Raw genomic sequence first — 23,473 nt, forward strand, 5'->3', positions numbered from 1 at the left:
TGGCACTGCCTCTCATCCGCCCTTCGGGCACCTTCTCCCCGTGAACGGGGCGAAGGAAGAAAGGCTACGGCCTCCTGAACCCGGTCGGACCGCCGTAAAGATATCCGATGCGGGCGACGGCGTCCTTCAGCCCTTCGCGCGACACCAGCATGGTGTGGCCGTTGGCGTGGATCATCGTGTCGGCGTCGGTCATGACGGCGACATGGCCCTTCCAGAACACCAGATCGCCGCGTCGCAACCCGGAGAAATCAGGTCCCGGTTCGAGCGGCTCGCCAAGTGTCGCCGCCTGCATGTCGGAATCGCGCAGCACGTCTTTGCCGGCCATGCGCATCGCCAATTGCACAAGGCCCGAACAGTCGATGCCGAAACCGGAAGTGCCGCCCCAGAGATAGGGCGTGCCGAGAAACGCCTCGGCAACCGCGACATAGTCGGAGGCAGCTTCACTCAGCGGCCGCAGGTGGCTTGCGATCAACGCCTCGCCGGAAGGCAGGACCGCATAGTGCGTACCGCGCGTCTCGGCGGCCTCCGTCACCGTCACCGTCGATCCCATCGACAATTGTCCGGCGATCGGAAAGCGCAGATCCGGCCCGGGGTAGAGGAAGGTGCGCGGCACGCAGACGATGTGCGTCGGCGCATGGTCCCGTTTGCCCAGCATCGTGTCGGCGACGTAGCCGACATAGCCGTCGCGTTCGGCCTGGACCCAGGCCCAGCCCTCAGCGACATCGAAGACCAGGACATCGTCGCCGAACAGCGCTTGCGTGTTGACGCCGGCGTCCGGCCGCGGCGCCTTGCGCATATCGGCCACTGACGCGGTGACCCGCGCCGGCCGGCCGGCGACGAAGCGCTCGGCGGTGACCTCGCCCTTCAGCCTTGCATCGGCGAGATCGGAGCGAAAAGCGTGAAGGCGGGCATCCCTGGCAGTCAAATCGAACACTCTGTTGAAAGGTAATGCGCTCACATCGGCAGTTCGAGCGCCTTGGCGATGATACCATCGCCGAAGCGCTCGACAAAGAGCGCGCCCTCGACCGTGCGCCTGATCAGCACATTGCGCTTGTCGAGTTCATCGCGGTGACGCGAAACGAGTTTCAAAGCGCCCATCGTGTCGAGCGCGCGGGTGATCACCGGCTTGGTGACATTGAGGCGCGCGGCGAGCCCGCGCACGGTGTGCGGTGGCGGGTCGAGATAGATGGTGAACAGGATCGCCGTCTGGCGCATGGTCAGATCGGGCGCGTCGTCGCGCACCTGTGACAGCATCACTTGCTGCCACAGTCGCAAGGCCTGGCTCGGGCGCATAGCAATCGACATCGCGCCAGCATGACGGCAAATTGTTTCGGTTCCGTTTCAGTCGAGGCAATTTTGCCGGCTCCGCCTGCAACCGTCAGCCGTAGCGTTTCGCGATGATCCGCTCTAGGGCGCGGATGCCTTGTGCCTCGCCGCCGGCGGGGCCATGCGGACGATCGGCCGGGTTCCAGGCGAAGATGTCGAAATGCGCCCAGCCCTCGGTCTTTTCGACGAAGCGTTTCAGGAACAGCGCCGCCGTGATCGAGCCGGCGAAACCGTCTGATGTGACATTGTTGATGTCGGCGATTTTCGACGACAGTTTTGCATCGTAGGGCCGCCACAGCGGCATGCGCCACAGAGGGTCCTCGGCCGCGACGGAAGCCGCCGCAAGATCGGATGCCAGCGCTTCGTCACTTGTGTAGAACGGCGGCAGATCGGGGCCGAGCGCGACGCGGGCAGCCCCGGTCAGCGTCGCCATGTCGACCAGAAGCTGCGGCTCCTCCTCGTCGGCCAGCGCCAGCGCATCGGCCAGCACCAGCCGCCCCTCGGCATCCGTATTGCCGATCTCGACAGTGATGCCCTTGCGGCTCGCAAGCACATCTCCGGGCCGGAAGGCGTTGCCGGCAATCGAATTCTCAACCGCGGGAATGAGCACGCGCAGCCGCACATTCAGCCCGGCAGCCATGATCATCGAGGCGAGGCCAAGGACATTGGCAGCACCGCCCATGTCCTTTTTCATCAGCAGCATGCCGGACGATGGCTTGATGTCGAGACCGCCCGTGTCGAAGCAGACGCCCTTGCCGACCAGGGTCACCTTCGGCGCCCCTTGCTGCCCCCATCGCATATCGATCAGGCGCGGCGCGCCGGCCGACGCACGGCCGACAGCATGGATCATCGGGAAATTCCGGTCGAGGAGATCGTCACCCTTGACCACCGAGACTTCGGCCTTGTGCCTGGCGGCCAGGGTCCGCACCGCCTGCTCCAAATCTTCTGGACCCATATCGCTGGTCGGCGTGTTGACCAGATCGCGTGTCAGGAAGACGCCATCGGCGATGCGGCCTACGCGCCCGCCATCGACGCCTGCCGGCAGGCCGAAGCGCAGCGCCTTGCCTGGCTTCTTGCCGTAACGGGTGAAGACATAGCCGCCGAGCAGCAGCGCGGTCGCCGCGAGGTCCGGCTCGGCCGGCGCCGAGGCGAAATGCCAGTCGCCTTCCGGCAAGGCTTTCGACAGCGCGCCAAAGGCGAGCGCGCCTTCGCCATCGCCGATACCAAACAAGGCGCCGCCGAGCGCCCCGTTTTCGCCGGGCACGACCAGCGTCCTGCCTGCCTCGCCGGAAAAGCCGTTGGCCCTGGCCCAGGCGACAGCGGCCGGCGCAAGGCCGGCCGCGTCCAGACCGTCCCTGGCGATCAGATGGACCGGCAGCGCGCCCGGCAATGTCTTCCCGACGAGTTCGACAGGCATGCGATGTTCTCCGTGTGAGTCGCCGTTCTTAACCGTCCGTTAGGGTTAACAGAATATTTCTGCGGGAGGGAAGACGGCCACGCAATGGCCGCGCACGAATGGAGGCTTAGGTGGCCATGCCGACCAACCGCAGGATCAATGCCAGGGGAAAACGGCTCATCACCACGGCCCTTGTGCTGGCGCTGGCGGCCGGCGTCGCCGGCTGCGGAACCGACAAGCTCTCCACCGGCTCTATCGCACGCACCAGCGGCAAACCGCTTGAAAGCATGTCGGCCGGCGAACTGCACAATGCCACCGGTGCACTTGGCCAATCCTACGCGAAGAACCCCAACGACAAGCGGATGGCGACGAACTATGCGGCGGCGTTGCAGATGGATGGCGACGCCGACCAGTCGCTGGCTGTGATGCGCAAACTCGCCATCGCTTTGCCCAAGGATCGTGACGTGCTTGCCTCCTATGGCAAGGCGCTGGCCGCCAATGGCCAGTTCGAGGCGGCGCTCGACGCCGTGCGCCGCGCTCAAACACCGGAATATCCCGACTGGAAGCTGGTGTCGGCCGAAGCGGCCATCCTCGACCAGACCGGCCAGAAGGACGATGCGCGCCAGCTTTACCGCAAGGCGCTCGACCTTAAGCCGAACGAGCCTTCCGTGCTCTCCAATCTTGGCATGTCGTATGTGCTGGAAGGTGACCTGCGCACCGCCGAAACCTATATGCGCTCGGCCGCGCAGCAGCCGAATGCGGACAGCCGCGTCCGCCAGAACCTGGCACTGGTCGTCGGCCTGCAAGGCCGGTTCGACGAGGCCGAGAAGATCGCCTCGCAGGAGCTCTCGCCCGAACAGGCGCAGGCAAACGTCGCCTATCTCAGGCAGATGCTGGCCCAGCAGAATGCCTGGAGCCAGCTCAAGGACCAGGACAAGCCGAAATCCGCGACCAACTGAGACCACAATCCCGATGCCCAACGAAGAAGCCGCGCTGCATGCGCGGCTTCTTCGTTTGAGGGAATGCAGGAATTTGCCTTGCCGCTACTGGGCGTTTGTTGCCGGCGCCGGATGATCGCCGAAGATACCGCGCTGGCTGACCTGAATGCCGGCGGGACCCAGGATGATGGCGAAGAGCACCGGCAGGAAAAACAGGATCATCGGCACTGTGAGCTTTGGCGGCAGGGCGGCGGCCTTCTTCTCGGCAGCATTCATGCGCATGTCGCGGCTTTCGGCGGCAAGCACGCGCAGTGCATGCGCCACCGGCGTGCCGTAACGCTCGGCCTGGACGAGCGCCTGCGACACCGACTTGACCGAATCCAGGCCGGTGCGGCTTGCCAGGTTCTCGTAGGCCTGCTTGCGCTCCGGCAGGTAGGAAAGCTCGGCGTTGGTGAGGATGAACTCTTCCGCCAGCGCCACCGATTGCGCACCGATCTCGTCGGCGACCTTGCGCAGTGCCGCTTCCACCGACATGCCCGATTCGACGCAGATAAGCATCAGATCGAGCCCATCCGGCCATGCCATCTGGATCGACTGCTTGCGCTTGGTGGCGCGGTTGTTGACGTAGATGACTGGCGCGTAGAAGCCGCCGTAAGCAACGAGGACGCAGACGAACAGCCTGATGACCAATGGCTTGTCGGGCAGTCCTCCGAGCGCGAAGATGTAGATTGCGGCCAGCGCGAAACCGACGAAAGGAAGTACGAGACGGAAGAAAAGAAACCGCGTCAGCGGATTCTGTCCACGAAAGCCGGCCACCTTGAGTTTCTGCAAGGTGCCTTCATCGGCGAGCGCGCGTCTCAGATCCAGCCGGTCGACAATGTTGCGCATGCCGACCGACTGTTCCTCGCGCAAGCCCTTGCGACGGCGGTCGGCCTCGACCGCAAGCCGGGCGCGCTGTTGCGCACGCAGTTCGTCGCGTTCCAGCGCAACGGATTTCATGCGTGACTTGAGCTGGTTTCCGCCAAACGCCGGCAGCAAGGTGAAGACGGTCGCAAACACCGCTATCGCGACCAGCATCGCGATCAGGAAGCTCGGATCCGTCAGGGTCTTGATGACTTGCTCGGTCATGCCAGCATCCTAGACTTCGAAGTTCATCATCTTGCGCATCACCAGGATGCCGATCAACATCCAGACCGCAGAGCAACCAAGGATCAGGTTTCCGACGCTGGTGTTGAAGAGCGGCATCAGGTAGGCCGGGCTCGACAGGTAGACGAGAAAGGCGACGATGAAGGGCAGCGCACCGATGATCGCGGCGGACGCCTTCGCTTCCATCGACAGCGCCGCGACCTTGGCTTTCATCTTCTTGCGATCGCGAAGCACGCGCGAAAGATTGCCCAGCGCCTCGGAGAGATTGCCGCCGGCCTGCGACTGTATCTGGATAACGATGCCGAAGAAGCTTGCCTCGGTGCAAGGCATGGTTTCAGGCATGCGCAAGGTCGCGTCGGGGATAGAGAGGCCCATCTGCTGTGAATCGACGATACGGCGAAACTCGGTCTTCACGGGTTCGGGCGATTCGTTGGCGATCAGGCGCACGGCGTCGTTCAGCGGCAGGCCGGATTTGACCGCGCGCACGATGATGTCGAGCGCGTTTGGAAATTCGTTGAGAAATGCCTTGACCCGGCGGGCGCGACGAAACGTGACGAACCAGCGCGGCAGGCCCAGCCCCCCGGCCAACAGCACGCCCGGCAAGGCGATCAGCGGGGCTCCGGCCACAAAGGCGACAATCATCAAAACGATGCCGCATACGGCGGAGTATATATAGAAACGCTCGATGGTGGTCTTGAGGCCGGCCTGACGAAGCTGGGCTTTCAGCGGCGGTTTCTTGACGCGGCTGTCCTTGGTTTTCTGCTTGGCGTCGAGTTCGTTAAGAGAATCCTGAACCGATTTGCGCCGCTTGACGGCTTCCGCCACGCGGTCGCGCGAGGCTTTGACGACGGAGCGATCCGTCTCGGCGGTCCTGATCGTTTCGAGCCGCTTGCCAACCTGTTTCTCGTTGCTGATGCGGGTGAACAGAAATGCATAAGCGACGGCGCCGGCGCTGAAGCCGGCGAGCACGACAAACGCCAGTACTGTGCCGTCAATTCCAAACATTGGCCCGAACCCTTACACCCCAGCATGCGTCAGTCAGCGCGTTTCTCCATCGCCTCGAGCGCAATGGCGAGACGCTGCTCCTCGCCGTAATAGCGTGCGCGCTCCCAGAAATGCGGACGGCCGATGCCGGTCGATACGTGCTCACCCAACAGCCGGCCGTTGGCGTCCTCGCCCTTGATGTTGTAAAGGACGATATCCTGCGTGATGATGACGTCGCCTTCCATCCCGATCACCTCGGTGATGTGGGTGATGCGGCGCGATCCGTCGCGCAGGCGCGCCGCCTGGATGATCACGTCGATGGAACCGACGACGATTTCGCGCACTGTCTTCTGCGGCAGCGAATAGCCGCCCATGGCAATCATGGATTCGATACGGTTGAGGCATTCGCGCGGGCTGTTCGAGTGGATCGTGCCCATCGAGCCGTCATGGCCGGTGTTCATCGCCTGCAGAAGATCGAACACCTCGGGTCCGCGCACTTCGCCGACGATGATGCGCTCTGGCCGCATGCGCAGACAGTTCTTGACCAAGTCGCGCATCGTCACCTCACCCTCGCCCTCCAGATTGGGCGGGCGGGTTTCGAGGCGCACCACATGCGGCTGCTGCAATTGCAGCTCGGCCGAGTCTTCGCAGGTGATGACGCGCTCCTCGCGGTCGATATAGTTGGTCAGGCAATTGAGCAGCGTCGTCTTGCCCGAACCGGTGCCGCCCGAGATCACGATGTTGCAGCGAACACGACTGATGATCTTGAGAACTTCGGCGCCCTGCGGCGAGATGGCGCCGAACTTGACCAGCTGATCGAGCGTCAGCTTGTCCTTCTTGAATTTGCGGATGGTGAGCGTGGCGCCATCGATGGAGAGTGGCGGCGCGATGACGTTGACGCGGGAGCCGTCGGGAAGGCGCGCGTCGCAGATCGGGCTGGATTCGTCGACGCGGCGGCCAACCTGGCTGACGATACGCTGGCAGATGTTGAGGAGCTGCTGATTGTCACGAAAGCGGATACCGGTCTGTTCGACCTTGCCGTTGACTTCGATGTAGACGTTCCTGGAGCCGTTGACCATGATGTCGGCGATGTCGTCGCGGGCGAGCAGCGGCTCGAGCGGCCCATAGCCGAGCACGTCGTTGCAGATGTCCTCGAGCAGCTCTTCCTGCTCGGCGATCGTCATTGCGAAGTTCTTGATCGCGATGATGTCGTTGACGATGTCGCGGATTTCCTCGCGCGCGCTTTCAGGGTCAAGCTTGGAAAGCTGCGACAGATCGATGGTGTCGATGAGCGCGGAGAAGACCTGGCTCTTGGTATCGTAATAAGTTTCGCTCTTTTCGCGCTGTGCCCGCTTCGGCTCAGGCGCCAATGGCGGTGCCTCGACCGCACGGCGCGCCGGCGGCGCGACAGGCGCGCTTGGCGCCGCCGTGGGCCGGGTCAGAACCGCTGTGTCCATGGAACTTGCAGCCGGCGGCGCAACAGGCGCCGGTGCTGGCTGGCGAAATTCCGGCGTGAACCGGTTGCCGTCGTCGCTGCCTCTTTTACCAAACATGATCGACTACCGATTCCACTGCTGAAGCGTCACTTCTTGTTGCGCGAGAGCTTGCCGAGCAGGCTGCCGAGCCCGGCCTTCTTCTTGATCTTGATTTCGCTGCGCCCGGTCAGCACATGCGCCATTTCGTTGATCATCGCGACGACCGGGTTCTTGGCATCCATTTCGCCAAGCATGCGTCCGTTGTTGGCGGCATTGCCGAACAGCAACGGATCAAACGCAATGACCGACATCGGCGACAGGCCGAGCGGCTCGGCGAAATCGGACGGCGAAATCTCCGGGCGCTTCGGCACGCCGGCCTGGTTGATGATCAGCTTGGGCGGCGGATCATTGGGACGAAGCCGCTTGAGCATATCGACGAGATTCTTGGTGTTGCGCAGATTGGCGAGTTCCGGTGTCGCGGTGATGACGATCTCGTCGGCCTTGACCAGGGTGTTCTTGGTCCAGCCCGTCCAGGCATGCGGGACGTCGAGCACCAGAAGCGGCACGCTGCGCTGGGCGGTGTCGATAAGCTGCGCGAAGGCCTCGGGATCGAAATCATAGACCCGTTCGAGCGTCGAAGGCGCTGCCAGCAGCGACAGATGCTCGGCGCACTGGGTCAGCAGCCGGTCGAGATAGACTTCATCGATGCGTTCGGGTGAAAACACCGCCTCGGCGATGCCTTGCGCCGGATCCTGGTCGAAATTGATGTTGGCGGTGCCGAAAGCCAGATCGAGATCGGCGACGACCACTTCGGATTTGAACAGGGAGGACATCGCCCAAGCCACATTGTGGGCGATCGTCGAGGAGCCGACACCGCCCTTGGCGCCGACGAAGGCGATCGAGCGGCCGAGCGGCTCGGCTTCCGGATCGATGAAAATCGACGACACCACGCTGACGATGTCGGCCATCGAGACCGGAGCGATCACATATTCGGAAATGCCGTTGCGGATGAGCTCGCGGTAGAGGCCGACATCATTGTAGTGGCCGATCACCACCACCTTCGACGTCGGATCGCAATATTCCGAGAGCTGGGCGAGTTGCTCCAGCAATTGCTTGGGCTCGCTGCGCGATTCCAGCAGGATCAGGTTGGGCGTCGGCGCCGATTGGTAGAATTCGATGGCAGTGGGGACGCCGCCCATATGGACCTTGAGATGCGCCTTCGTCATGCGGCGGTCCTCGCCGGCGCGCTCGACCGGGTTGGCAACACCCTCGGTCTCGCAGAATGCCTGGATCGAGATGCGCGGGATCGGCCGCAACGCCTGCATCGCGGCGATGTCCTGCTGCGAGGTATCGCTGCCGTCTACAGGAGTGTCATAGGCCAGATTGTTCATGTTCGTGTACTCCGAACTGCGATCGTTAGTAGCTAACTTCGCCTTCTGCTTCCCAATCAAAGAAGGGTTGATTTCGGTACCCATCGATGACTTTCCCACGCTGCTCGGCGTCGATAGGTGCCTGCTTGCGCGGTCCGAGCAGGTCGGCCGGATTGGCCATCTGGGCGGCGAGGTTGTTCTGATACGAGCAGCCGAAATCGGCGTAGTGCTTGTTTTCCGAGGTCTCCACCAGATCTTCGGGCCAACGCCCGCATTTGTCGGTCTGAGCTTTCACCGAGATATAGGCGACGCGAATCGGGGCCGAGGCTTCGGCGGAAGCGGACTGATAAGAGGTCATGACAATCCGGTTGCGCTTGATGCCGCTGGCAACCACCAGCCTGACAAAATCGCGGCTGGCAGCGGCCGCCGCGATCTCGTTGGCCGAGCCGACAGGGATAGCGATCGTCACCGCCGGAGCGGCGCTCCTGTCGTAGCCGTCGAGAAAGCCCGAAAGCGTGTCACGCTGAGAGCCCGTCATACCACGGTCACCGGCGCCCACCGGCAGGTCTATCTTCTGGTTCTTCTCCGCGATCACGATCGGATGGTTGGTGCGATAATCGTCCGGGATGGCGCCGACCGTGATGCTGTCGCGCTGGGCGCAGCCGGTGAGCAGCGCCGCCACCGCAACCGCCAGGACAGGAACGAACCGCCGGCAGACCTGCGAGCGGCCAAAGCGCATCGGTGCGGCGATGGTGCTTGCCTTCAATGCTGACTGAGACATGTCCGCTTCCCCGCTCACTTGTAGATGAAGCCGACGACGCCGTGGTAGCGGCCGTTGGGCTTGTCGGTCTGCATGGTGCCGTAGACGCGATTGACTCGGCCAAGGAACATGGCAGCGCCATCGCTGGCGGCGTTGAAATTGTCGTCCGGCTTGGCAAGGTCGTTGCGCGCCACCGGCTTCACCAGATAGGGCGTGATGATGATGACGAGTTCGGTCTCGTTGCGCACGAAATCTCTGCTGCGGAAGAGCGCGCCGAGCACCGGGATCTTTGTCAGCCCGGGCAACCCGTTGACGGCTTGCCTGACATCGTCGCGAACCAGGCCGGCGATCATCATGGAGCCGCCCGAGGGGAGTTCAACGGTCGTATCGGCAAGACGTTTGCGCAGCGACAGTGCATTCATGCCGGGGCTCGTCACGCCTGAGGAGAGCGATACGGACCCCTCGGTTGTCGGCTCGGAAACCGACGTCCTAACTTTCAGGCTTATGCGACCGGGAGACAACACCACCGGCTGGAATTCCAGGCCGATGCCGTACTCGATCTTTTCGATGGTGTAGGTCTTCAGGCCGGTCTGGTTGTCCTGCGATACGTTTGCTGAGACACCTGAAACCATATTGTATTCACCGCCGACCTTGAAGGTCGCCTTCTCCCCGGATACGGCGGTCAAGGTCGGCTCGGCCAGGGTTTTCATGACCCCGGACTGCTCCATGGCGTTGACATAGGCCTGCAGCGCCGACGAGCCGATCTGAAAGCCTGAATTCGACAGCTGCTTGCCGAGACCGGTGAAATTGTCGCTGAGCGCACCGTAGCTGATGCCGTTGCTGCCGCCGCTGCCGACCATGTTGACGCCGAGCTGCTTCATCACGGAGCGGCTGACTTCGGCGACCGTGACCTTCAGCGTGACCTGGTCGTCGCCAATGATCTGCAGCAGGTTGACGATCTTGCTGGTGCGGCGCTCCTGGTCCGGGTTGTCGATGTCGACACCGCTCTGGGCCGAACCGCCGGCTGCGGTCTGCGAATATTGTCCTGTCGTCGCTTCACCACCCGAAACGAAGATCGTCGCCAGGTCGACCGCGCGTTTTGCGTCCAGCGGCGTGTCGACCGTTCCAGTCAGGACGACGTTGTCATTCAGAAGTTCCACCTTGATGGCCGACGTCGGCAGGAAGCGTCTGATATAATCCTCAAGACCGGCAACGTCGCGTTCGACCGCCAGGTCCAGGCTGACGATCTGCTCGCCATTCGGGCCGAAGACAAAGATGTTCGTCTCGCCGACCGACTTGCCGAACAGATAGATGCGCCTTGCAGTGCGGGTCACCGCGTCGGCAACCGCCGGGTTGGCCACGAGAATGTCGTAGGCATCGCTCGGCAGGTCGATGACCACCGACTTGTTGAGGCCGAGTTTGACGCGCTGGGTGGCCGTCGATGCCGTGACCTGCGCGTTCTTTGCCTCGACAACGCTGCCTTGCACATTCGTTCCGACGAGCAGCAGGCCGAATGCCGCGGCTACGATTGCCGGCAGTTTGCCACCTAGCCTCATTTCCTTGCCCCCACTTCGGAAACTTCGCCCGACTTGATCAGCCTCACCGTTCCTCTGCGGCCATTGCCGGAAACGAGATAGTCCGCCTCACCCAGATTTTTTTCCTGCGTGTCCGCGACCGCCCGCAACGCCAGGGTCAGGCGATCCGCCATCTGCTGGGCGACGGTGATGATCTCCGCCTGCTTGGGCGTCAGTTCCAGCGTGGCGGTCTGGCCTACCCTGGTCTTCTTGCCTTCCTCGTCCTCCTGAATGGTCTGGTCGATGGCCAGGACACGGATGTTCTTGAGGATGGTCTCGGTGTTGAAGCCGGCGGCGCCGCCGGCGGCATCGGCCCTGCGGGTCATGATGACGTCGACGAAATCGTTGGGAAGAATGAAGCCCCCGGCCGACGTATCGGCCGAGATGGCCGTGGCGACCGCCCGCATGCCGGAAGGCAGGATCGACGACATGAAGCTCTGGCCCTCGCCGATCAGCTTGGACCGCCGCAGCGGTTCTCCGGCATACATCGCCACACGGGCAACGGAACTCTTCAGCTTGTCCAGTGCCTCGGGCTCGGCGGTGCGGGTGATGAAATTCGCGTTGACGCCGTCGGCGGGCCAGGATTGCCAGGCGATGTTGTTTTGGATCGGGTTGCCCATCGGAACGTCGCCTGAAAGCACAAGCACATCCTGGAGTGCCACCGCCGGGGCCTGGGGACCGGAATCGACGACGACCTGGGGCGGCGGTGCCACCATGTTCTTCGCGACATAGCCAGCGCCACCCGCCGCGGCCACCGCCACGCTCAGAATTATCAATCGCGATGCTGGCATTTGTCCGAACCCTTGCCCTGGCAAACCACGTAGCCAAGCCGGACTTTGCAGCGGCAATCGTCAAAACAAGGTTAATGTAATGCTTACGATCGTGATTAATTTAAGGTTTACATAAATTAGCCGGAATGTGGTCTGAACGGCCAAAATGGCCGGGCCGGCCCTGTTGAGAACGGGGTTTCGGCAATGCTGACAGACAATAAAAATAAGATAGTGCTCAAGTCGCCAGCCTGGCAAGCGCCCATACCATCAAAGGCGAATCCGGATAGGTCAGCAACCCGCCAAGGCCGAGGGCGACGCCATAGGGGACTCCTTTTGCCTCGTCGGCGAAATGGCGCAGAAACGGATTTTGGCCGGTAACGGCCGCAAGCAGCGACTTCCGGTAGAGGATGATCGCGAGCGTCAGCAGGCCGCCGATGATTGTCGAGGCGACCAGATACTCCACGAGATTGATATTGAGGCCCATCCACATTGCGGTGGCGGCCAGAAGCTTGGCGTCGCCGCCGCCCATGCCGCCCATTGCAAACAGGCCGAACGTCACGGCCAGGACCAGGGCGCCGGCGGCGAAATGTCCGCCATAGGCCGCCCAGTCCATGCCTGTCAGGGGCGCGACCAGCGCGAAGACGACGACGAGCAGCACCGGCACGCGGTTGGCGATCGTCATCGACAGCATGTCGGAGATCGCGGCAAACAGCATGCAGAATGGAAAAACGACGAAGATCAGGGCTTCAAGCATCGGCGCCACGCCTATTGTCCGATTTCATGGGGCTCAATCTAAGCATGTTCGATTAACGATTGATGAGGCTAGGAACGAAAGACGACCTATATCGCCAGCGGCATAGAAAAAGGGCCGCCACGCGGCGGCCCTTTTCCAGAACGCAATCTAAATGCTCGGCGATAAGCCGATCAGCTGCCGCTCGGCGTGCCGTTCAGGGTGCTGCCGATGTTGGTGAACTTGGCGTTCAGCGCATTGCCGAGCGTGCCGGCGCCAGTGATGATGGCGAGCGCGATGAGAACGGCGATCAGACCATATTCGATCGCGGTCGCGCCGGATTCGTCCTTCACAAAACGTGCGATGAGATTAGACATTCGAGAGCTCCTACTCCACGTGTTACAGCACTTCCGTCAACTTCTGTGATGGTTGATCGGATGCTGCCAATCTAGGGAGAAGCTCTTTCGATCGGCTTAAGAAACAGCCTTACCGATTCCTTTCCCGGTTCGAACATATTGCGTGGTTAACCTCGGGCTAATGTATCGCTGAGCCTTCCAGACCGGATTTGGTAGGCTTGCGACCCGACCGGACCGCGCGTCGCGGGCGCCCTTGGCGGCCATTGCACGATTGGCAACATCGCATGCTTAACCGTTGGTTCACCAATCTCGTTCATGTTCCGTTGATCAGTCCGCCTGCGTGGAGCGCCTCAATGGCCCAGCCGAGATCGTCAATCCTGATTGCCGCGCTTCTTGCCGTCTCGAGCTTCGTCGCGCCCGCCATGGCCGGCGCCGGCATCGAGGTCACGATGAACCAGGCCAAGATCGTCAAACTTTCGCGTCCCGCAGACACCATCGTGGTCGGCAACCCGGCAATCGCAGACGCTTCGGTGCAGGACGCTTCGACGATCGTGCTCACCGGCAAAGGCTTCGGCGTCACCAATCTGGTCGTGCTCGATACCGACGGCAGTCCCATCGTCGACGAGCAGGTTACCGTCGTGCGGCAGGCCGCTTCGTCGGTGCGCATCTATCGGCGTGCCGAAATCCAGACGATGTCCTGCACGCCCTATTGCGAAAGCTCCTACAAGAGCGAAGCGGAGAAGTCTTCCGAAGCGGAGATGAGCGTCAGCCGATAGGTGGCGTTGCCGACTGCCGTTCCGGTTATTGTCTGGTTAAGAGGCCTGCGCCGACTTTAACGATCATCCAAACCGGACCTCAATCGGTTTGCGCTAATGCTCCTTCCGAGACCACATAGAGATCGGCAGGATCGAACATGAGCAAGGAATTCGGTCGCGCAGGCGACCACAGAGTGAGACGCCCAAGGTTTTTCGCCCGCTTCCTTCGTGACCGGCGCGGCGCCACGGCAATCGAATTCGCGATCCTTTCAGTCCCCTTCGCGCTGCTTGTCTTTGCCATTCTGGAAAGCTGCATCTCGTTTGCCGGCCAGGAGGTGATGGCCAACGTCACCGACGATGTAGCGCGCAAACTGCGCACCGGCCAGTTGAGGGCGGCTGACGTTGCCGGAACCAATTTGCGGGACATGATCTGCACGAAACTGCAGATCATCGTCTCCCAGGATTGTCCCAATCAACTGCTGGTGGATCTTCGCCAATATACATCGTTCGCCGATGCGGCCACGGCAGGCTTCAAGATCCAGAACGGCGATGTCGTACTGACGAAAGGCACCGCAACCCAATCGTTCTCAGTGACAGCGGGTGCGGCGGAGTCGAGGAACATGCTTCGGGTCTTCTACAAGTGGCCGATCATGACCGACCTCATGGCGCAGTCGATGGGCGGCAACAAGACCCTGCATTTCGCATCGGTGACCTGGCAGAACGAGCCGTTCGACAACTGAGCGGAATGCACGAGCGGTATAAGAAAAGGGCAATGGGCATGATGCGTGCGGGGGCACATCTTATGATTACGGGAGTTTGGCGGAAAGCAAGTCGATTCTGGTCCGATCGCCGTGGCATCGCGGCGGTTGAATTCGCGTTGATCATGCCAATTCTGCTGATCATGTACTTCCTCACAATGGAAGCGTCGCAAGCCATCGAGACCAGCAAGAAGGTCAGTCGTATCGGCAGCATGGTGGCCGATCTCGTTACCCAGCAGACAAGCGTCCTCAAAGCGGATGTCGACGCCATCATGCAGATCGGCAGCGTCACCCTTCAGCCCTACAACCGCTCGCCCCCTAGCATCACCATCACGGCGATACAGGTTACGTCCGATGCGACGAAGGCACAGGTGGTTTGGTCACGCAAATTGGTCGCCAGTGTCGCCAGCGCCGGCGCCGCCGCGACCACCGAGACAACGGTCCCAGCGTCGCTCAAGGTCGCCAACACTTTTCTCATCCGCGTCGAAAGCAACCTCGGCTATACGCCGGTCATCGCGTGGAGCGCGAGCAGTCAACAGAAGCTTGGACTGACCTCGGCTTTCAGCAACATAACCATGGGCGAAACCTATTATCTGCGCCCCCGCAGAAGCGTGACGATCCCTTGCAGCGACTGTTGAACAGAACCAGCCAGGCCCTGCGCAGGGCCGCTCCAGCTATTGCTGCGGCTCACGGTCCGAAACGAAGCGCACGATAGCAGCGGCCATCTCGTAATCTTTTGGCGACACGCGAGCGAAGCCGCCGGAATGTCTCGATTCCAGGAGATCGTAGATATCGGGCGTCGTCGACTTGAGGTTGGTGAGGAACACGGCAAGCCTGCGCTTGGCTTCCGGGTCGAGATCGCTGCGGACCGCATGGGGGCCGTATCTCAACAGGCCCGACGTCCATACGATCCGAAGCGCCGTCACCGAGAGCCCTGCCGCCTCCAGCCTGGCCTGCGTGCCCGACGGTTCTCGCGGGCCGTCGGCAGCGGCCCTCACCCAGCCGAACAGGCCATCGGCCTTGCCGTCGACCAGCATCGTCTCGGCCGCCGCGGCCGAATCGGTGCGGGCCAAAAACTGTGCATCTTCCGCGATCTTGCGGCCCTCCGCCGCCAACGCCGCCAATGGCAGGAGAGAACCGCCGACGCTGTCCGAAGGCGCCATGGCGATACGATGGCGGTCCATCGCCGCCAGGGCAGGCAGCTTGCCGTCTCGCGTCAGCAGAACGGAGCGGATGCCGATCGCGCCGTCTGAATCGACCGGAGCGACAAGCGGCTCGATACATAAGCAGCGCTGCGAAGCCGTCGCATAGGCGGTGGCCGAATAGATCGCATATTCGATGCGGGCATCGGCCTGCGCCTCGATCAGCGCGGCATAGTTGCGGGCAACGACAAACTCGACCTTCATGCCCAAGGCCTTGGTGTAGGCGTCGGTCAACAGTGCCAGCCCCGGAACGGCATTGCCGGCGCCTGGCTCGGCAACGATGCCGATACGAAACGTGCCGATATCATCGCGCCAGTCGGCATGCGCCGGGTTGGACCAGAGCCCGACGAGCGTCAGCATGAGAGCGGCATAAGTCTTCAGCGCAACCCTCATGACAGGAACCACAGTCTGTTGTCCTCGATCCATGCCCATCCCAGTGCACTGGACTATCACGCCAAGCCGTTGCCGTTTGGTTTCCGAATTGCCAATGAAGTCGCGGAACCCTATGTCTGGTCGGTCAAACTGGCAACAACTCGATGGCGCGCGCTTTCCTCTTCGTTCTGGATTCCTTCGGCATCGGCGGCGCGGCCGACGCCGACCGCTACGGTGACGCCGGCGCCAACACATTCGCGCACATCGCAGAGGCCTGTGCGGAGGGCCGTGCGGATCGCGAAGGGCTTCGCAGTGGACCGCTGTTTGTCCCTCACATGGCGTCGCTCGGGCTTGGCAAGGCCGCCGAAACCGCGACGGGACTGGGGTTTGCCAACAGCGGGGCGGATCTGCTCCCAACTGCCTTTCACGGCGCCGCACAGGAGGTTTCGAGCGGCAAGGATACACCATCCGGTCATTGGGAAATCGCCGGCCTGCCGGTGCGCCTCGACTGGGGCTATTTCCCGGATACGGTTCCGGCCTTTCCGGCCGAACTGACCGAGGCTATCATTCGCGAAGGCAAGGTGCCGGGCATTCTCGGCAATTGCCATGCGCCGGGCACCGAGATCATCGAGCGCTTCGGCGAGGAGCACATCCGGACCGGCAAGCCGATCTGCTACACGTCGGTCGACTCGGTCCTGCAAATCGCCGCGCATGAAGTCCATTTCGGCCTCGACCGGCTTTATGAATTCTGCCAGGTGGTGCGCAGGCTGGTTGACCCTCTGAGGATCGGACGGGTGATCGCGCGGCCATTCGTCGGCGAAACCACCGCCACTTTCGAGCGGACATACAACCGTCATGACTACGCCGTGCCCCCGCCGGAACCGACCCTGCTCGACCGGCTGACGGCGCGTGGCAGCCGTGTCATCGCCGTCGGCAAGATCGGCGACATCTTCGCCCATCGCGGAATTTCGCAAGTGCGCAAGGCGGCAGGCAACATGGCGATGTTCGACGAGGCTCTGGGTGCGATGGATAATGCCGGCGACGGTGACCTCGTCTTCGCCAATTTCGTCGACTTCGACACCGAATTCGGTCACCGCCGCGATGTCGCGGGCTATGCTGCCGCGCTCGAGGCCTTCGACCTGCGGCTGCCGGAGGCATTTGCGAGGCTGCGGCAGGGCGATCTTCTCATCCTGACGGCCGACCACGGCAACGACCCGACCTGGGGCGGGACCGATCACACGCGCGAGCGCATTCCGGTGATCGGCACTGGACCGGGTCTCAAGGGCGGCGACATCGGACTGAGAACGACATTCGCCGACATTGGCGAGACCGTGGCCGAGCATCTCGGGCTGGCGCCCGGACGCTACGGCACGTCTTTCTATACGGCGATCGGCGGTCATGCCTGAATTGCCGGAGGTCGAAACCGTCCGGCGCGGGCTGCAGCCGGTTCTGGAAGGCGCTACCATCGCCCGCGTCGAGGCGCGCCGACCGGATCTGCGCTTTCCATTTCCCGAGAAATTCGCGCAGCGGCTGACCGGCAAGACGATCACGGCACTCGGCCGCCGGGCCAAGTATCTGACGATGGACCTGGAAGGCGGCCCCATGCTGATCTGCCATCTCGGCATGTCGGGCTCATTCCGCATAGAGACGGCCGATGGCAGCGACATGCCCGGCATCTTCCGGCACGACCGCTCGAAGAGCTCCAATCACGACCACGTCGTCTTCCATGTCGTGTCTCCGGCCGGTGCCCGGTCCCGCGTGATCTTCAATGATCCGCGCCGCTTCGGCTTCATGCTGTTTGCGGAAGGGCTGCCGGACGTTCATCCGATGCTGGCTGGACTTGGCGTCGAGCCAACCGGCAACACATTGGACGGTGCGCTGCTTGCCTCATTGATGAAGGGGCGGCGATCACCGCTGAAGGCAGCGCTTCTCGACCAGAGGCTGATCGCCGGGCTCGGCAACATCTATGTGTCGGAGGCGTTGTGGCGTGCCGGCCTGTCGCCGCTGCGCGAGGCGGGCACGATCGCCAGGCCCGGAAAGAAAGCCCAGGCCCAAAGCGAACACCTCGCGCAAGCCATTCGTTCGGTGATATCGGATGCGATCGCAGCCGGCGGCTCCTCACTGCGGGACTATATGCAGACCGATGGGGCGCTGGGCTATTTCCAGCACGCCTTCGCCGTCTACGACCGCGAAGGCAAGGCCTGCTCCAAGCCCGGCTGCGGCGGCCACATCGAACGTGTCGTGCAGAGCGGCCGATCGACCTTTTATTGCCGGACATGTCAGCGATGAGTCAGAGTAATTCCAGGAAAAGTGGGAACGGTTTCCCGTTCGGAATTGCGTCAAGACAGAGAGATGGAGCGGTTCTGCGTTTCCGTGAAACGATGAACCGCTCTAGACGAGCGTGAGCAAGGAGAAGCAGCCATGGCCTATGAGACGATCATCACCGAGACGCACGGCAAGGTCGGGCTGATCACGCTGAACAGGCCGCAGGCGCTCAACGCGCTGAATTCGCAGATTCTGACCGAGGTGGTGGCGGCCGTGAACGGGTTCAGCGCCGATCCCGGTGTCGGCGCCATGGTCATCACCGGTTCCGAAAAGGCTTTCGCCGCCGGCGCCGATATCAAGGAGATGCAGTCCATCTCCTACGCGGACGCCTACGCCCAAGACTTCTTCGTCGGCTGGGAGGAACTGACGCGGGCGCGAAAGCCTATTATCGCGGCAGTGGCGGGCTATGCACTCGGCGGCGGCTGCGAGCTGGCGATGATGTGCGATTTCATTATCGCCGCCGACACGGCCAAATTCGGCCAGCCCGAGATCACCCTCGGCGTCATTCCAGGCATGGGCGGGTCACAAAGGCTGACCCGCTTCGTCGGCAAGTCGAAAGCGATGGACATGTGCCTGACCGGGCGGATGATGGATGCCGCCGAGGCCGAGCGTTCTGGCCTGGTGTCGCGGGTGGTGCCTGCCGGCGAGCTTGTCGAGGAGGCGCTGAAGGCCGCGGCCAAGATTGCCGCTTTCTCGCTACCATCCGTGATGATGGCGAAGGAGGCTGTCAACCGCGCCTTCGAGACGACGCTTGCCGAGGGATTGCGGTTCGAGCGCCGGCTGTTTCACTCGCTGTTTGCACTGGACGATCAGAAGGAAGGCATGGCGGCCTTTGCCGAGAAGCGGAAGCCGAATTTCACCAACCGCTGACGCCAATCCCTTGGCTGCGAAGAAGATGGCTGCTGGCCGCCAAAAAGAAGGCCGGGCAGCGTTGACGCGCCGGAAAAGCTGAACTATAAGCCGCACCAACCGAGGCGGCCCCGTGGCTGCCCGTTTGTTTTTTGCGCCCTGCGGCATCCCGCATGCGCCGACCAGATCAGAAGAGAGGCATCATGGCCAATACATCCTCGGCCAAAAAGGCAACGCGCAAGATCGTCCGCCGCGCAGCGATCAACAAGAACCGCCGCTCGCGCGTCCGCACCTATATCCGCCAGGTCGAAGAGGCCCTTGCCTCCGGTGACAAGGCTGCCGCACAGGCTGCCTTCAAGATCGCGGAGCCGGAATTGATGCGTGCCGCGACCAAGGGCGTGATCCACAAGAACACGGCGTCCCGCAAGGTGTCGCGACTGGCTCAGCGGGTCAAGGTACTGTCGGCCTGACATTACTTGCCTAGACTGACGTTCTTCGAACCCGGCCGTTTGTGCCGGGTTTTTTCGTTTGCCGGCAAGCACTTAAAAAGAATGTCCGGAAACGGCGTCTTATGCGGCATTTCACAATTAGGAATAGTTTGCCGGCATATGCATGCCTGCTGGTGATCGGCATGCTTGAAACGGCCGACCTAAAGATTCTTAACTGTCAGAAATACCTTATATCTTTCAGTGACTTACAGATGGTGATCCACAGCTTGTCCACACCGGACCGGCCCGATCGGGGAGAAGTCGCTGTCAAGCGAATTATTTCAGAATATTTCTGTCAGCGCCCGGTTTTTCATATTCGCCGGAAAAGGGTTTGAATCACAATGGCTTTGTTAAAATGTGCCGTCGCGGCACGCCACTCGAACCCGCCTCCACTAACCAGATTCCTTAAAAATCCGTTAGACGTGGCCTTGCCCTATCCACAGCGATTTCGGTAGTGTCGATCTATCGAAAGGGACGGGCTCTGGCTCTTAACCCAAGCCTGAATCGGCCAGCTTAAATTGGCGGGATTTGCAACGCGGATCAAGTCCGCGGACGGTTTTGGTTTGTCTTTTTCGATACGGTAGGGGACTGGCGTAACTAGACATGGCAGGTAGACGGCGCGCCGGCGCTCTTTTCGCCGGGCGGTGTTGTATTGCCCTGACATACCCAACGCGGACTGGCTTCCATGGGCCGGCACCGGTTCCCGCGGATAATGGGCGACGTTCATCTGCCGGCGGCGGCAGCGGACATCGTAGCAAAGACTTAGGTCGCCGGAACCGGATGCAGGAGGCGCATCCCCGGTGGAAAACAGGTACGGAAGGACAAGGAAAAGATCATGCAGAGCGGCATTGAAAGGGAACTTACGGGCGACCTCCCATTTCCTGGAACTTTGATCGGAGCAAACGACATGGCGGTGTCCAGCGACGCGGAACAGAAATTCGACCGGGTCAAGACCCAGTTGAAGGCGCGCCTGGGAACCGAAGTCTATTCGAGCTGGTTTGGCCGCATGAAGGTCGCCGAGGCTTCCAAGGGCATCGTCCGCATCTCCGTGCCTACCGCCTTCCTGCGTTCATGGATCAACGGCCACTATCTCGACCTCATTTCAGAGCTGTGGAAGCAGGAGGATGCCGATCTCCTCAAGATCGACATCGTCGTGCGCACGGCAACCCGTCAGGGACGCAGCCAGGCCGAGCCAGAGGTGACGCCAGCACGCAGCAAGATGACACGGCAGACGCAGACGGCACTTGCCGCCGGCACAGTCAGCCCCAGCCGGGTGGAGCGCGCACCGGCTCCGCGTCCGGGCACACCGATCGAGAGCGAATTTCGCCACAACGTGCTGGGGTCGCCGCTCGATCCGCGCTACACGTTCGGGTCCTTCATCGAGGGACCGTCGAACCGGGTGGCCTTCGCCGCCGCCAAGGCGGTAGCGGAATCGCAATCGAGCGCAGTGCGCTTCAATCCGCTTTTCCTTCACGCAACCGTCGGGCTCGGCAAGACACATTTGCTGCAGGCCATCGCTGCGGAATCGCTGAAGCAGAACCCCAAGTCGCGCGTCGTCTATCTCACGGCCGAGTATTTCATGTGGCGCTTTGCCACCGCGATCCGCGACAACAACGCGCTGACGCTCAAGGAACAGCTGCGCGACATCGACCTGCTCATCATCGACGACATGCAGTTTCTGCAGGGCAAGTCGATCCAGCATGAATTCTGCCACCTCATCAACATGCTGCTCGACAGCGCCAAGCAGGTCGTCGTCGCCGCCGACCGGCCGCCGTCGGAACTGGAATCGCTCGAACCGCGGGTCCGTTCGCGCCTCAATGGCGGTGTCGCGCTTGAAATGTCGGCGCCCGATTTCGCCATGCGCCTCGGCATGCTCAAATTGCGCCTTGCCACGGCCAGGAGCGACGACGCATCGCTCGACATTTCGGAGGAGATCCTCAATCACGTCGCCCGCACCGTGACCGGCAGCGGACGCGAGCTGGAAGGCGCCTTCAATCAGCTTTTGTTCCGTCAATCCTTCGAGCCGCAGATCACCATCGACCGGATCGACGAAATTCTCGGCCACATCTATCGCACCGGCGAGCCGAAGCGTGTCCGTATCGAGGACATCCAGCGCATCGTGGCGCGTCACTACAATGTGTCGAAGACCGAATTGCTGTCCAACCGGCGCACGCGCACCATCGTCAAGCCGCGGCAGGTCGCCATGTACCTGTCGAAGGTGATGACGCCGCGCTCACTACCCGAGATCGGACGGCGTTTCGGCGGCCGCGATCACACCACGGTGCTGCATGCCGTGCGCAAGATCGAGGACCTTTCCGGCAACGACAACACGCTGGCGCAGGAACTTGAGCTTCTGAGGCGGTTGATCAACGACCAGGCCTGATCCTCCGGGGATGGCTGAGCCGGAACAATACCGGAATTCAATGGCTTGCCAGTGCGGCGCTGGGCCTGGATCGGGCTCGTGGCGCCGCCTGGAAGCGATCTGGATTTCGGTTTTACGACACTGGCTCGCGGACTTCGGGCGCGTTATCCCCAGAAAGCCCGCGTAGCCGGCCTGAACCGGTGGCGCGGGCTTGCGTTTGCTGGTTTTTTCCTGTCAGTTTACGCAGATTCTGAGCCTGTTCAGACCTTTCGCGGGACGCCGCTCACTGGTGACCCGTCATTCATTCAAGCGAGCCTGTTTCGTCATGCGTGTTATCCTGGAACGGTCCAATCTCCTGAAGTCGCTCAACCACGTCCATCGCGTGGTCGAGCGGCGAAACACCATACCGATCCTGTCCAACGTGCTGCTCAGCGCCGAAGGCGCCAGCCTTGAAATGAAGGCGACCGATCTCGACCTCGAGGTGACCGAAGCGACACCCGCCAAGGTGGAGCGCGGCGGGGCGACGACAGTCCCGGCACATCTGCTCTACGACATCGTGCGCAAGCTTGCCGATGGCGCCGAGGTGATGCTGAAGACGGACGAGGACGGCAACGCCATGTCAGTGACGTCTGGCCGCTCGAGCTTCCGCCTTCAGTGCCTGCCGCAATCCGACTTCCCGGAGCTCTCGGCCGGATCGTTCTCGCATATCTTCCGTCTCGACTCGGTTGCCCTGAAAGGCCTGATCGAGAAGACCCAATTCGCCATCTCCACCGAGGAGACGCGTTATTACCTGAACGGCATCTATCTGCACACGCATGAGGTCGGCGGCAAGTTGAAGCTGCGCTCGGTAGCGACCGACGGCCACCGCCTGGCGCGCGCCGAGATCGATGCGCCAGCGGGTTCCGAAGGCATGCCGGGCATCATCATTCCGCGCAAGACGGTGAGCGAGCTGCAGAAGCTCGTCGACGATCCGGATGTCGCGGTCACCACCGAACTGTCGGACACCAAGATCCGCTTCACGATCGGCAGCGTGGTTTTGACCTCGAAGCTGATCGACGGCACCTTCCCCGACTATCAGCGGGTCATTCCGACCGGCAACGACAAGAAGCTGATCATCGACCGCCAGAGTTTTGCCGCCGCTGTCGATCGCGTCTCGACCATCTCTTCCGAACGCGGCCGCGCGGTGAAGCTGTCGATCAGCGAGGGTCAGGTGACACTTGCGGTCAACAATCCCGATTCAGGCAGCGCCACCGAAGAGCTGTCCGCCGACTATTCATCCGATCCGATCGAGATCGGCTTCAACGCCAAGTACCTGCTCGACGTTGCCGCGCAACTGACCGGCACGGAAGCCAAGTTCATGCTGGCCGACGCCGGCTCGCCGACGCTGATCCACGACATGGCCGACGAGACCGCACTCTATGTGCTGATGCCGATGCGGGTGTAGCGGCACGGTGTCAGCACTTCGGTCCTGTTGTGGACCGGCAAGCGCGATATTTACGGCAACTTCTAGAGCAATTCCAGGAAAAGTGTGAAGCGG

At 62.0% G+C, this 23,473-nt stretch carries 23 protein-coding genes; 10 read left to right on the forward strand and 13 right to left on the reverse strand.

Features of this window, described 5'->3' with window-relative positions; genetic code table 11:
* Positions 1–64: 64 nt before the first annotated feature.
* The 3 genes from NP503_RS25665 to NP503_RS25675 all read right to left on the reverse strand — a co-directional run bounded on the left by NP503_RS25665 (position 65) and on the right by NP503_RS25675 (position 2,743).
* Positions 65–925: a C40 family peptidase gene (locus NP503_RS25665; RefSeq protein ID WP_164748718.1), complete on the reverse strand. Its 861-nt coding sequence runs from the start codon at positions 923–925 to the stop codon at positions 65–67.
* A gap of 29 nt (positions 926–954) precedes the next feature.
* Positions 955–1,305: a MarR family winged helix-turn-helix transcriptional regulator gene (locus NP503_RS25670; RefSeq protein WP_013533675.1), complete on the reverse strand. Its 351-nt coding sequence runs from the start codon at positions 1,303–1,305 to the stop codon at positions 955–957.
* 73 nt (positions 1,306–1,378) lie between these two features.
* Positions 1,379–2,743 (reverse strand): M17 family metallopeptidase, encoded by a 1,365-nt coding sequence (locus NP503_RS25675; protein WP_127269471.1) that lies wholly within the window; start codon positions 2,741–2,743, stop codon positions 1,379–1,381.
* Positions 2,744–2,859: 116 nt separating this feature from the next.
* On the opposite strand from NP503_RS25675, the gene NP503_RS25680 reads away from it, so the two are divergent.
* Entirely contained in the window at positions 2,860–3,681 is an 822-nt protein-coding gene (locus NP503_RS25680) for a tetratricopeptide repeat protein (protein WP_127269472.1), read from the forward strand.
* An 84-nt stretch (positions 3,682–3,765) separates the two neighbouring features.
* On the opposite strand, the gene NP503_RS25685 is transcribed toward NP503_RS25680, so the two are convergent.
* From NP503_RS25685 to NP503_RS25725, 9 genes are all read right to left on the reverse strand, one after another.
* A complete protein-coding gene (locus NP503_RS25685; protein WP_127270238.1) occupies positions 3,766–4,788 on the reverse strand; it encodes a type II secretion system F family protein in 1,023 nt (340 codons plus the stop codon).
* A 9-nt stretch (positions 4,789–4,797) separates the two neighbouring features.
* A complete protein-coding gene (locus NP503_RS25690) occupies positions 4,798–5,811 on the reverse strand; it encodes a type II secretion system F family protein (protein WP_127270235.1) in 1,014 nt (337 codons plus the stop codon).
* Positions 5,812–5,840: 29 nt separating this feature from the next.
* Positions 5,841–7,343: a CpaF family protein gene (locus NP503_RS25695; RefSeq protein ID WP_127270234.1), complete on the reverse strand. Its 1,503-nt coding sequence runs from the start codon at positions 7,341–7,343 to the stop codon at positions 5,841–5,843.
* A 29-nt stretch (positions 7,344–7,372) separates the two neighbouring features.
* Complete coding sequence (locus NP503_RS25700) at positions 7,373–8,656, reverse strand: CpaE family protein (RefSeq protein WP_127270395.1); 1,284 nt, start codon at positions 8,654–8,656, stop codon at positions 7,373–7,375.
* A gap of 25 nt (positions 8,657–8,681) precedes the next feature.
* Positions 8,682–9,416, reverse strand: a complete 735-nt coding sequence (locus tag NP503_RS25705) for a CpaD family pilus assembly protein (RefSeq protein ID WP_127271264.1) — start codon at positions 9,414–9,416, stop codon at positions 8,682–8,684.
* Positions 9,417–9,430: 14 nt separating this feature from the next.
* A complete protein-coding gene (locus NP503_RS25710; RefSeq protein WP_127270396.1) occupies positions 9,431–10,951 on the reverse strand; it encodes a type II and III secretion system protein family protein in 1,521 nt (506 codons plus the stop codon).
* The gene (gene cpaB, locus NP503_RS25715) at positions 10,948–11,760 is read right to left on the reverse strand and encodes a Flp pilus assembly protein CpaB (RefSeq protein ID WP_127268813.1); all 813 of its coding nucleotides are present in this window, start codon (positions 11,758–11,760) and stop codon (positions 10,948–10,950) included. Before cpaB ends, NP503_RS25710 begins: the two co-directional genes overlap by 4 nt.
* A 214-nt stretch (positions 11,761–11,974) precedes the next feature.
* Positions 11,975–12,493 (reverse strand): prepilin peptidase, encoded by a 519-nt coding sequence (locus NP503_RS25720; RefSeq protein WP_127268812.1) that lies wholly within the window; start codon positions 12,491–12,493, stop codon positions 11,975–11,977.
* 170 nt (positions 12,494–12,663) lie between these two features.
* Positions 12,664–12,846 (reverse strand): Flp family type IVb pilin, encoded by a 183-nt coding sequence (locus tag NP503_RS25725; RefSeq protein ID WP_127268811.1) that lies wholly within the window; start codon positions 12,844–12,846, stop codon positions 12,664–12,666.
* 332 nt (positions 12,847–13,178) lie between these two features.
* On the opposite strand from NP503_RS25725, the gene NP503_RS25730 reads away from it, so the two are divergent.
* The 3 genes from NP503_RS25730 (at position 13,179) to NP503_RS25740 (ending at position 14,976) form a co-directional block, all read left to right on the forward strand.
* A complete protein-coding gene (locus NP503_RS25730) occupies positions 13,179–13,601 on the forward strand; it encodes a pilus assembly protein N-terminal domain-containing protein (protein WP_013533687.1) in 423 nt (140 codons plus the stop codon).
* A 137-nt stretch (positions 13,602–13,738) separates the two neighbouring features.
* Entirely contained in the window at positions 13,739–14,320 is a 582-nt protein-coding gene (locus NP503_RS25735; RefSeq protein WP_127268810.1) for a TadE/TadG family type IV pilus assembly protein, read from the forward strand.
* Between the two features lie 38 nt (positions 14,321–14,358).
* The gene (locus tag NP503_RS25740) at positions 14,359–14,976 is read left to right on the forward strand and encodes a TadE/TadG family type IV pilus assembly protein (protein ID WP_127268815.1); all 618 of its coding nucleotides are present in this window, start codon (positions 14,359–14,361) and stop codon (positions 14,974–14,976) included.
* A 36-nt stretch (positions 14,977–15,012) separates the two neighbouring features.
* Here NP503_RS25740 and NP503_RS25745 read toward each other — a convergent pair whose 3' ends face one another.
* Complete coding sequence (locus tag NP503_RS25745) at positions 15,013–15,933, reverse strand: phosphate/phosphite/phosphonate ABC transporter substrate-binding protein (RefSeq protein ID WP_164748717.1); 921 nt, start codon at positions 15,931–15,933, stop codon at positions 15,013–15,015.
* Positions 15,934–16,076: 143 nt separating this feature from the next.
* On the opposite strand from NP503_RS25745, the gene NP503_RS25750 reads away from it, so the two are divergent.
* The 6 genes from NP503_RS25750 to dnaN all read left to right on the forward strand — a co-directional run bounded on the left by NP503_RS25750 (position 16,077) and on the right by dnaN (position 23,380).
* Positions 16,077–17,318 (forward strand): phosphopentomutase, encoded by a 1,242-nt coding sequence (locus tag NP503_RS25750; RefSeq protein WP_127270398.1) that lies wholly within the window; start codon positions 16,077–16,079, stop codon positions 17,316–17,318.
* On the forward strand, positions 17,311–18,201 hold the full coding sequence (gene mutM / locus NP503_RS25755; RefSeq protein WP_127268053.1) for a bifunctional DNA-formamidopyrimidine glycosylase/DNA-(apurinic or apyrimidinic site) lyase: 891 nt from the start codon (positions 17,311–17,313) through the stop codon (positions 18,199–18,201). The genes NP503_RS25750 and mutM overlap by 8 nt, the downstream gene beginning before the upstream one ends.
* A 132-nt stretch (positions 18,202–18,333) precedes the next feature.
* Positions 18,334–19,107, forward strand: a complete 774-nt coding sequence (locus NP503_RS25760) for an enoyl-CoA hydratase (protein ID WP_127268054.1) — start codon at positions 18,334–18,336, stop codon at positions 19,105–19,107.
* 182 nt (positions 19,108–19,289) lie between these two features.
* Entirely contained in the window at positions 19,290–19,556 is a 267-nt protein-coding gene (gene rpsT, locus NP503_RS25765; RefSeq protein WP_013533694.1) for a 30S ribosomal protein S20, read from the forward strand.
* A gap of 925 nt (positions 19,557–20,481) precedes the next feature.
* Entirely contained in the window at positions 20,482–21,957 is a 1,476-nt protein-coding gene (gene dnaA, locus NP503_RS25770) for a chromosomal replication initiator protein DnaA (RefSeq protein WP_236383352.1), read from the forward strand.
* A 304-nt stretch (positions 21,958–22,261) separates the two neighbouring features.
* A complete protein-coding gene (gene dnaN / locus NP503_RS25775; RefSeq protein WP_127268056.1) occupies positions 22,262–23,380 on the forward strand; it encodes a DNA polymerase III subunit beta in 1,119 nt (372 codons plus the stop codon).
* Positions 23,381–23,473: the final 93 nt, after the last annotated feature.

The organism is Mesorhizobium sp. SEMIA396 (assembly GCF_024518615.1).
GTDB lineage: Bacteria > Pseudomonadota > Alphaproteobacteria > Rhizobiales > Rhizobiaceae > Mesorhizobium.

What these genes read in the sequence shown, in the direction of transcription:
- NP503_RS25695 (WP_127270234.1), bottom strand. Translation starts at nt 7,343, where the DNA reads ATGTTTGGTAAAAGAGGCAGCGACGACGGCAACCGGTTCACGCCGGAA.
- cpaB (WP_127268813.1), bottom strand. Translation starts at nt 11,760, where the DNA reads ATGCCAGCATCGCGATTGATAATTCTGAGCGTGGCGGTGGCCGCGGCG.
- NP503_RS25675 (WP_127269471.1), bottom strand. Translation starts at nt 2,743, where the DNA reads ATGCCTGTCGAACTCGTCGGGAAGACATTGCCGGGCGCGCTGCCGGTC.
- dnaA (WP_236383352.1), top strand. Translation starts at nt 20,482, where the DNA reads ATGGCGGTGTCCAGCGACGCGGAACAGAAATTCGACCGGGTCAAGACC.
- NP503_RS25700 (WP_127270395.1), bottom strand. Translation starts at nt 8,656, where the DNA reads ATGAACAATCTGGCCTATGACACTCCTGTAGACGGCAGCGATACCTCG.
- NP503_RS25710 (WP_127270396.1), bottom strand. Translation starts at nt 10,951, where the DNA reads ATGAGGCTAGGTGGCAAACTGCCGGCAATCGTAGCCGCGGCATTCGGC.
- NP503_RS25680 (WP_127269472.1), top strand. Translation starts at nt 2,860, where the DNA reads ATGCCGACCAACCGCAGGATCAATGCCAGGGGAAAACGGCTCATCACC.
- rpsT (WP_013533694.1), top strand. Translation starts at nt 19,290, where the DNA reads ATGGCCAATACATCCTCGGCCAAAAAGGCAACGCGCAAGATCGTCCGC.
- NP503_RS25670 (WP_013533675.1), bottom strand. Translation starts at nt 1,305, where the DNA reads ATGTCGATTGCTATGCGCCCGAGCCAGGCCTTGCGACTGTGGCAGCAA.
- NP503_RS25740 (WP_127268815.1), top strand. Translation starts at nt 14,359, where the DNA reads ATGATGCGTGCGGGGGCACATCTTATGATTACGGGAGTTTGGCGGAAA.
- mutM (WP_127268053.1), top strand. Translation starts at nt 17,311, where the DNA reads ATGCCTGAATTGCCGGAGGTCGAAACCGTCCGGCGCGGGCTGCAGCCG.
- NP503_RS25690 (WP_127270235.1), bottom strand. Translation starts at nt 5,811, where the DNA reads ATGTTTGGAATTGACGGCACAGTACTGGCGTTTGTCGTGCTCGCCGGC.
- NP503_RS25705 (WP_127271264.1), bottom strand. Translation starts at nt 9,416, where the DNA reads ATGTCTCAGTCAGCATTGAAGGCAAGCACCATCGCCGCACCGATGCGC.
- NP503_RS25720 (WP_127268812.1), bottom strand. Translation starts at nt 12,493, where the DNA reads ATGCTTGAAGCCCTGATCTTCGTCGTTTTTCCATTCTGCATGCTGTTT.
- NP503_RS25735 (WP_127268810.1), top strand. Translation starts at nt 13,739, where the DNA reads ATGAGCAAGGAATTCGGTCGCGCAGGCGACCACAGAGTGAGACGCCCA.
- dnaN (WP_127268056.1), top strand. Translation starts at nt 22,262, where the DNA reads ATGCGTGTTATCCTGGAACGGTCCAATCTCCTGAAGTCGCTCAACCAC.
- NP503_RS25750 (WP_127270398.1), top strand. Translation starts at nt 16,077, where the DNA reads ATGGCGCGCGCTTTCCTCTTCGTTCTGGATTCCTTCGGCATCGGCGGC.
- NP503_RS25685 (WP_127270238.1), bottom strand. Translation starts at nt 4,788, where the DNA reads ATGACCGAGCAAGTCATCAAGACCCTGACGGATCCGAGCTTCCTGATC.
- NP503_RS25725 (WP_127268811.1), bottom strand. Translation starts at nt 12,846, where the DNA reads ATGTCTAATCTCATCGCACGTTTTGTGAAGGACGAATCCGGCGCGACC.
- NP503_RS25745 (WP_164748717.1), bottom strand. Translation starts at nt 15,933, where the DNA reads ATGAGGGTTGCGCTGAAGACTTATGCCGCTCTCATGCTGACGCTCGTC.
- NP503_RS25760 (WP_127268054.1), top strand. Translation starts at nt 18,334, where the DNA reads ATGGCCTATGAGACGATCATCACCGAGACGCACGGCAAGGTCGGGCTG.
- NP503_RS25730 (WP_013533687.1), top strand. Translation starts at nt 13,179, where the DNA reads ATGGCCCAGCCGAGATCGTCAATCCTGATTGCCGCGCTTCTTGCCGTC.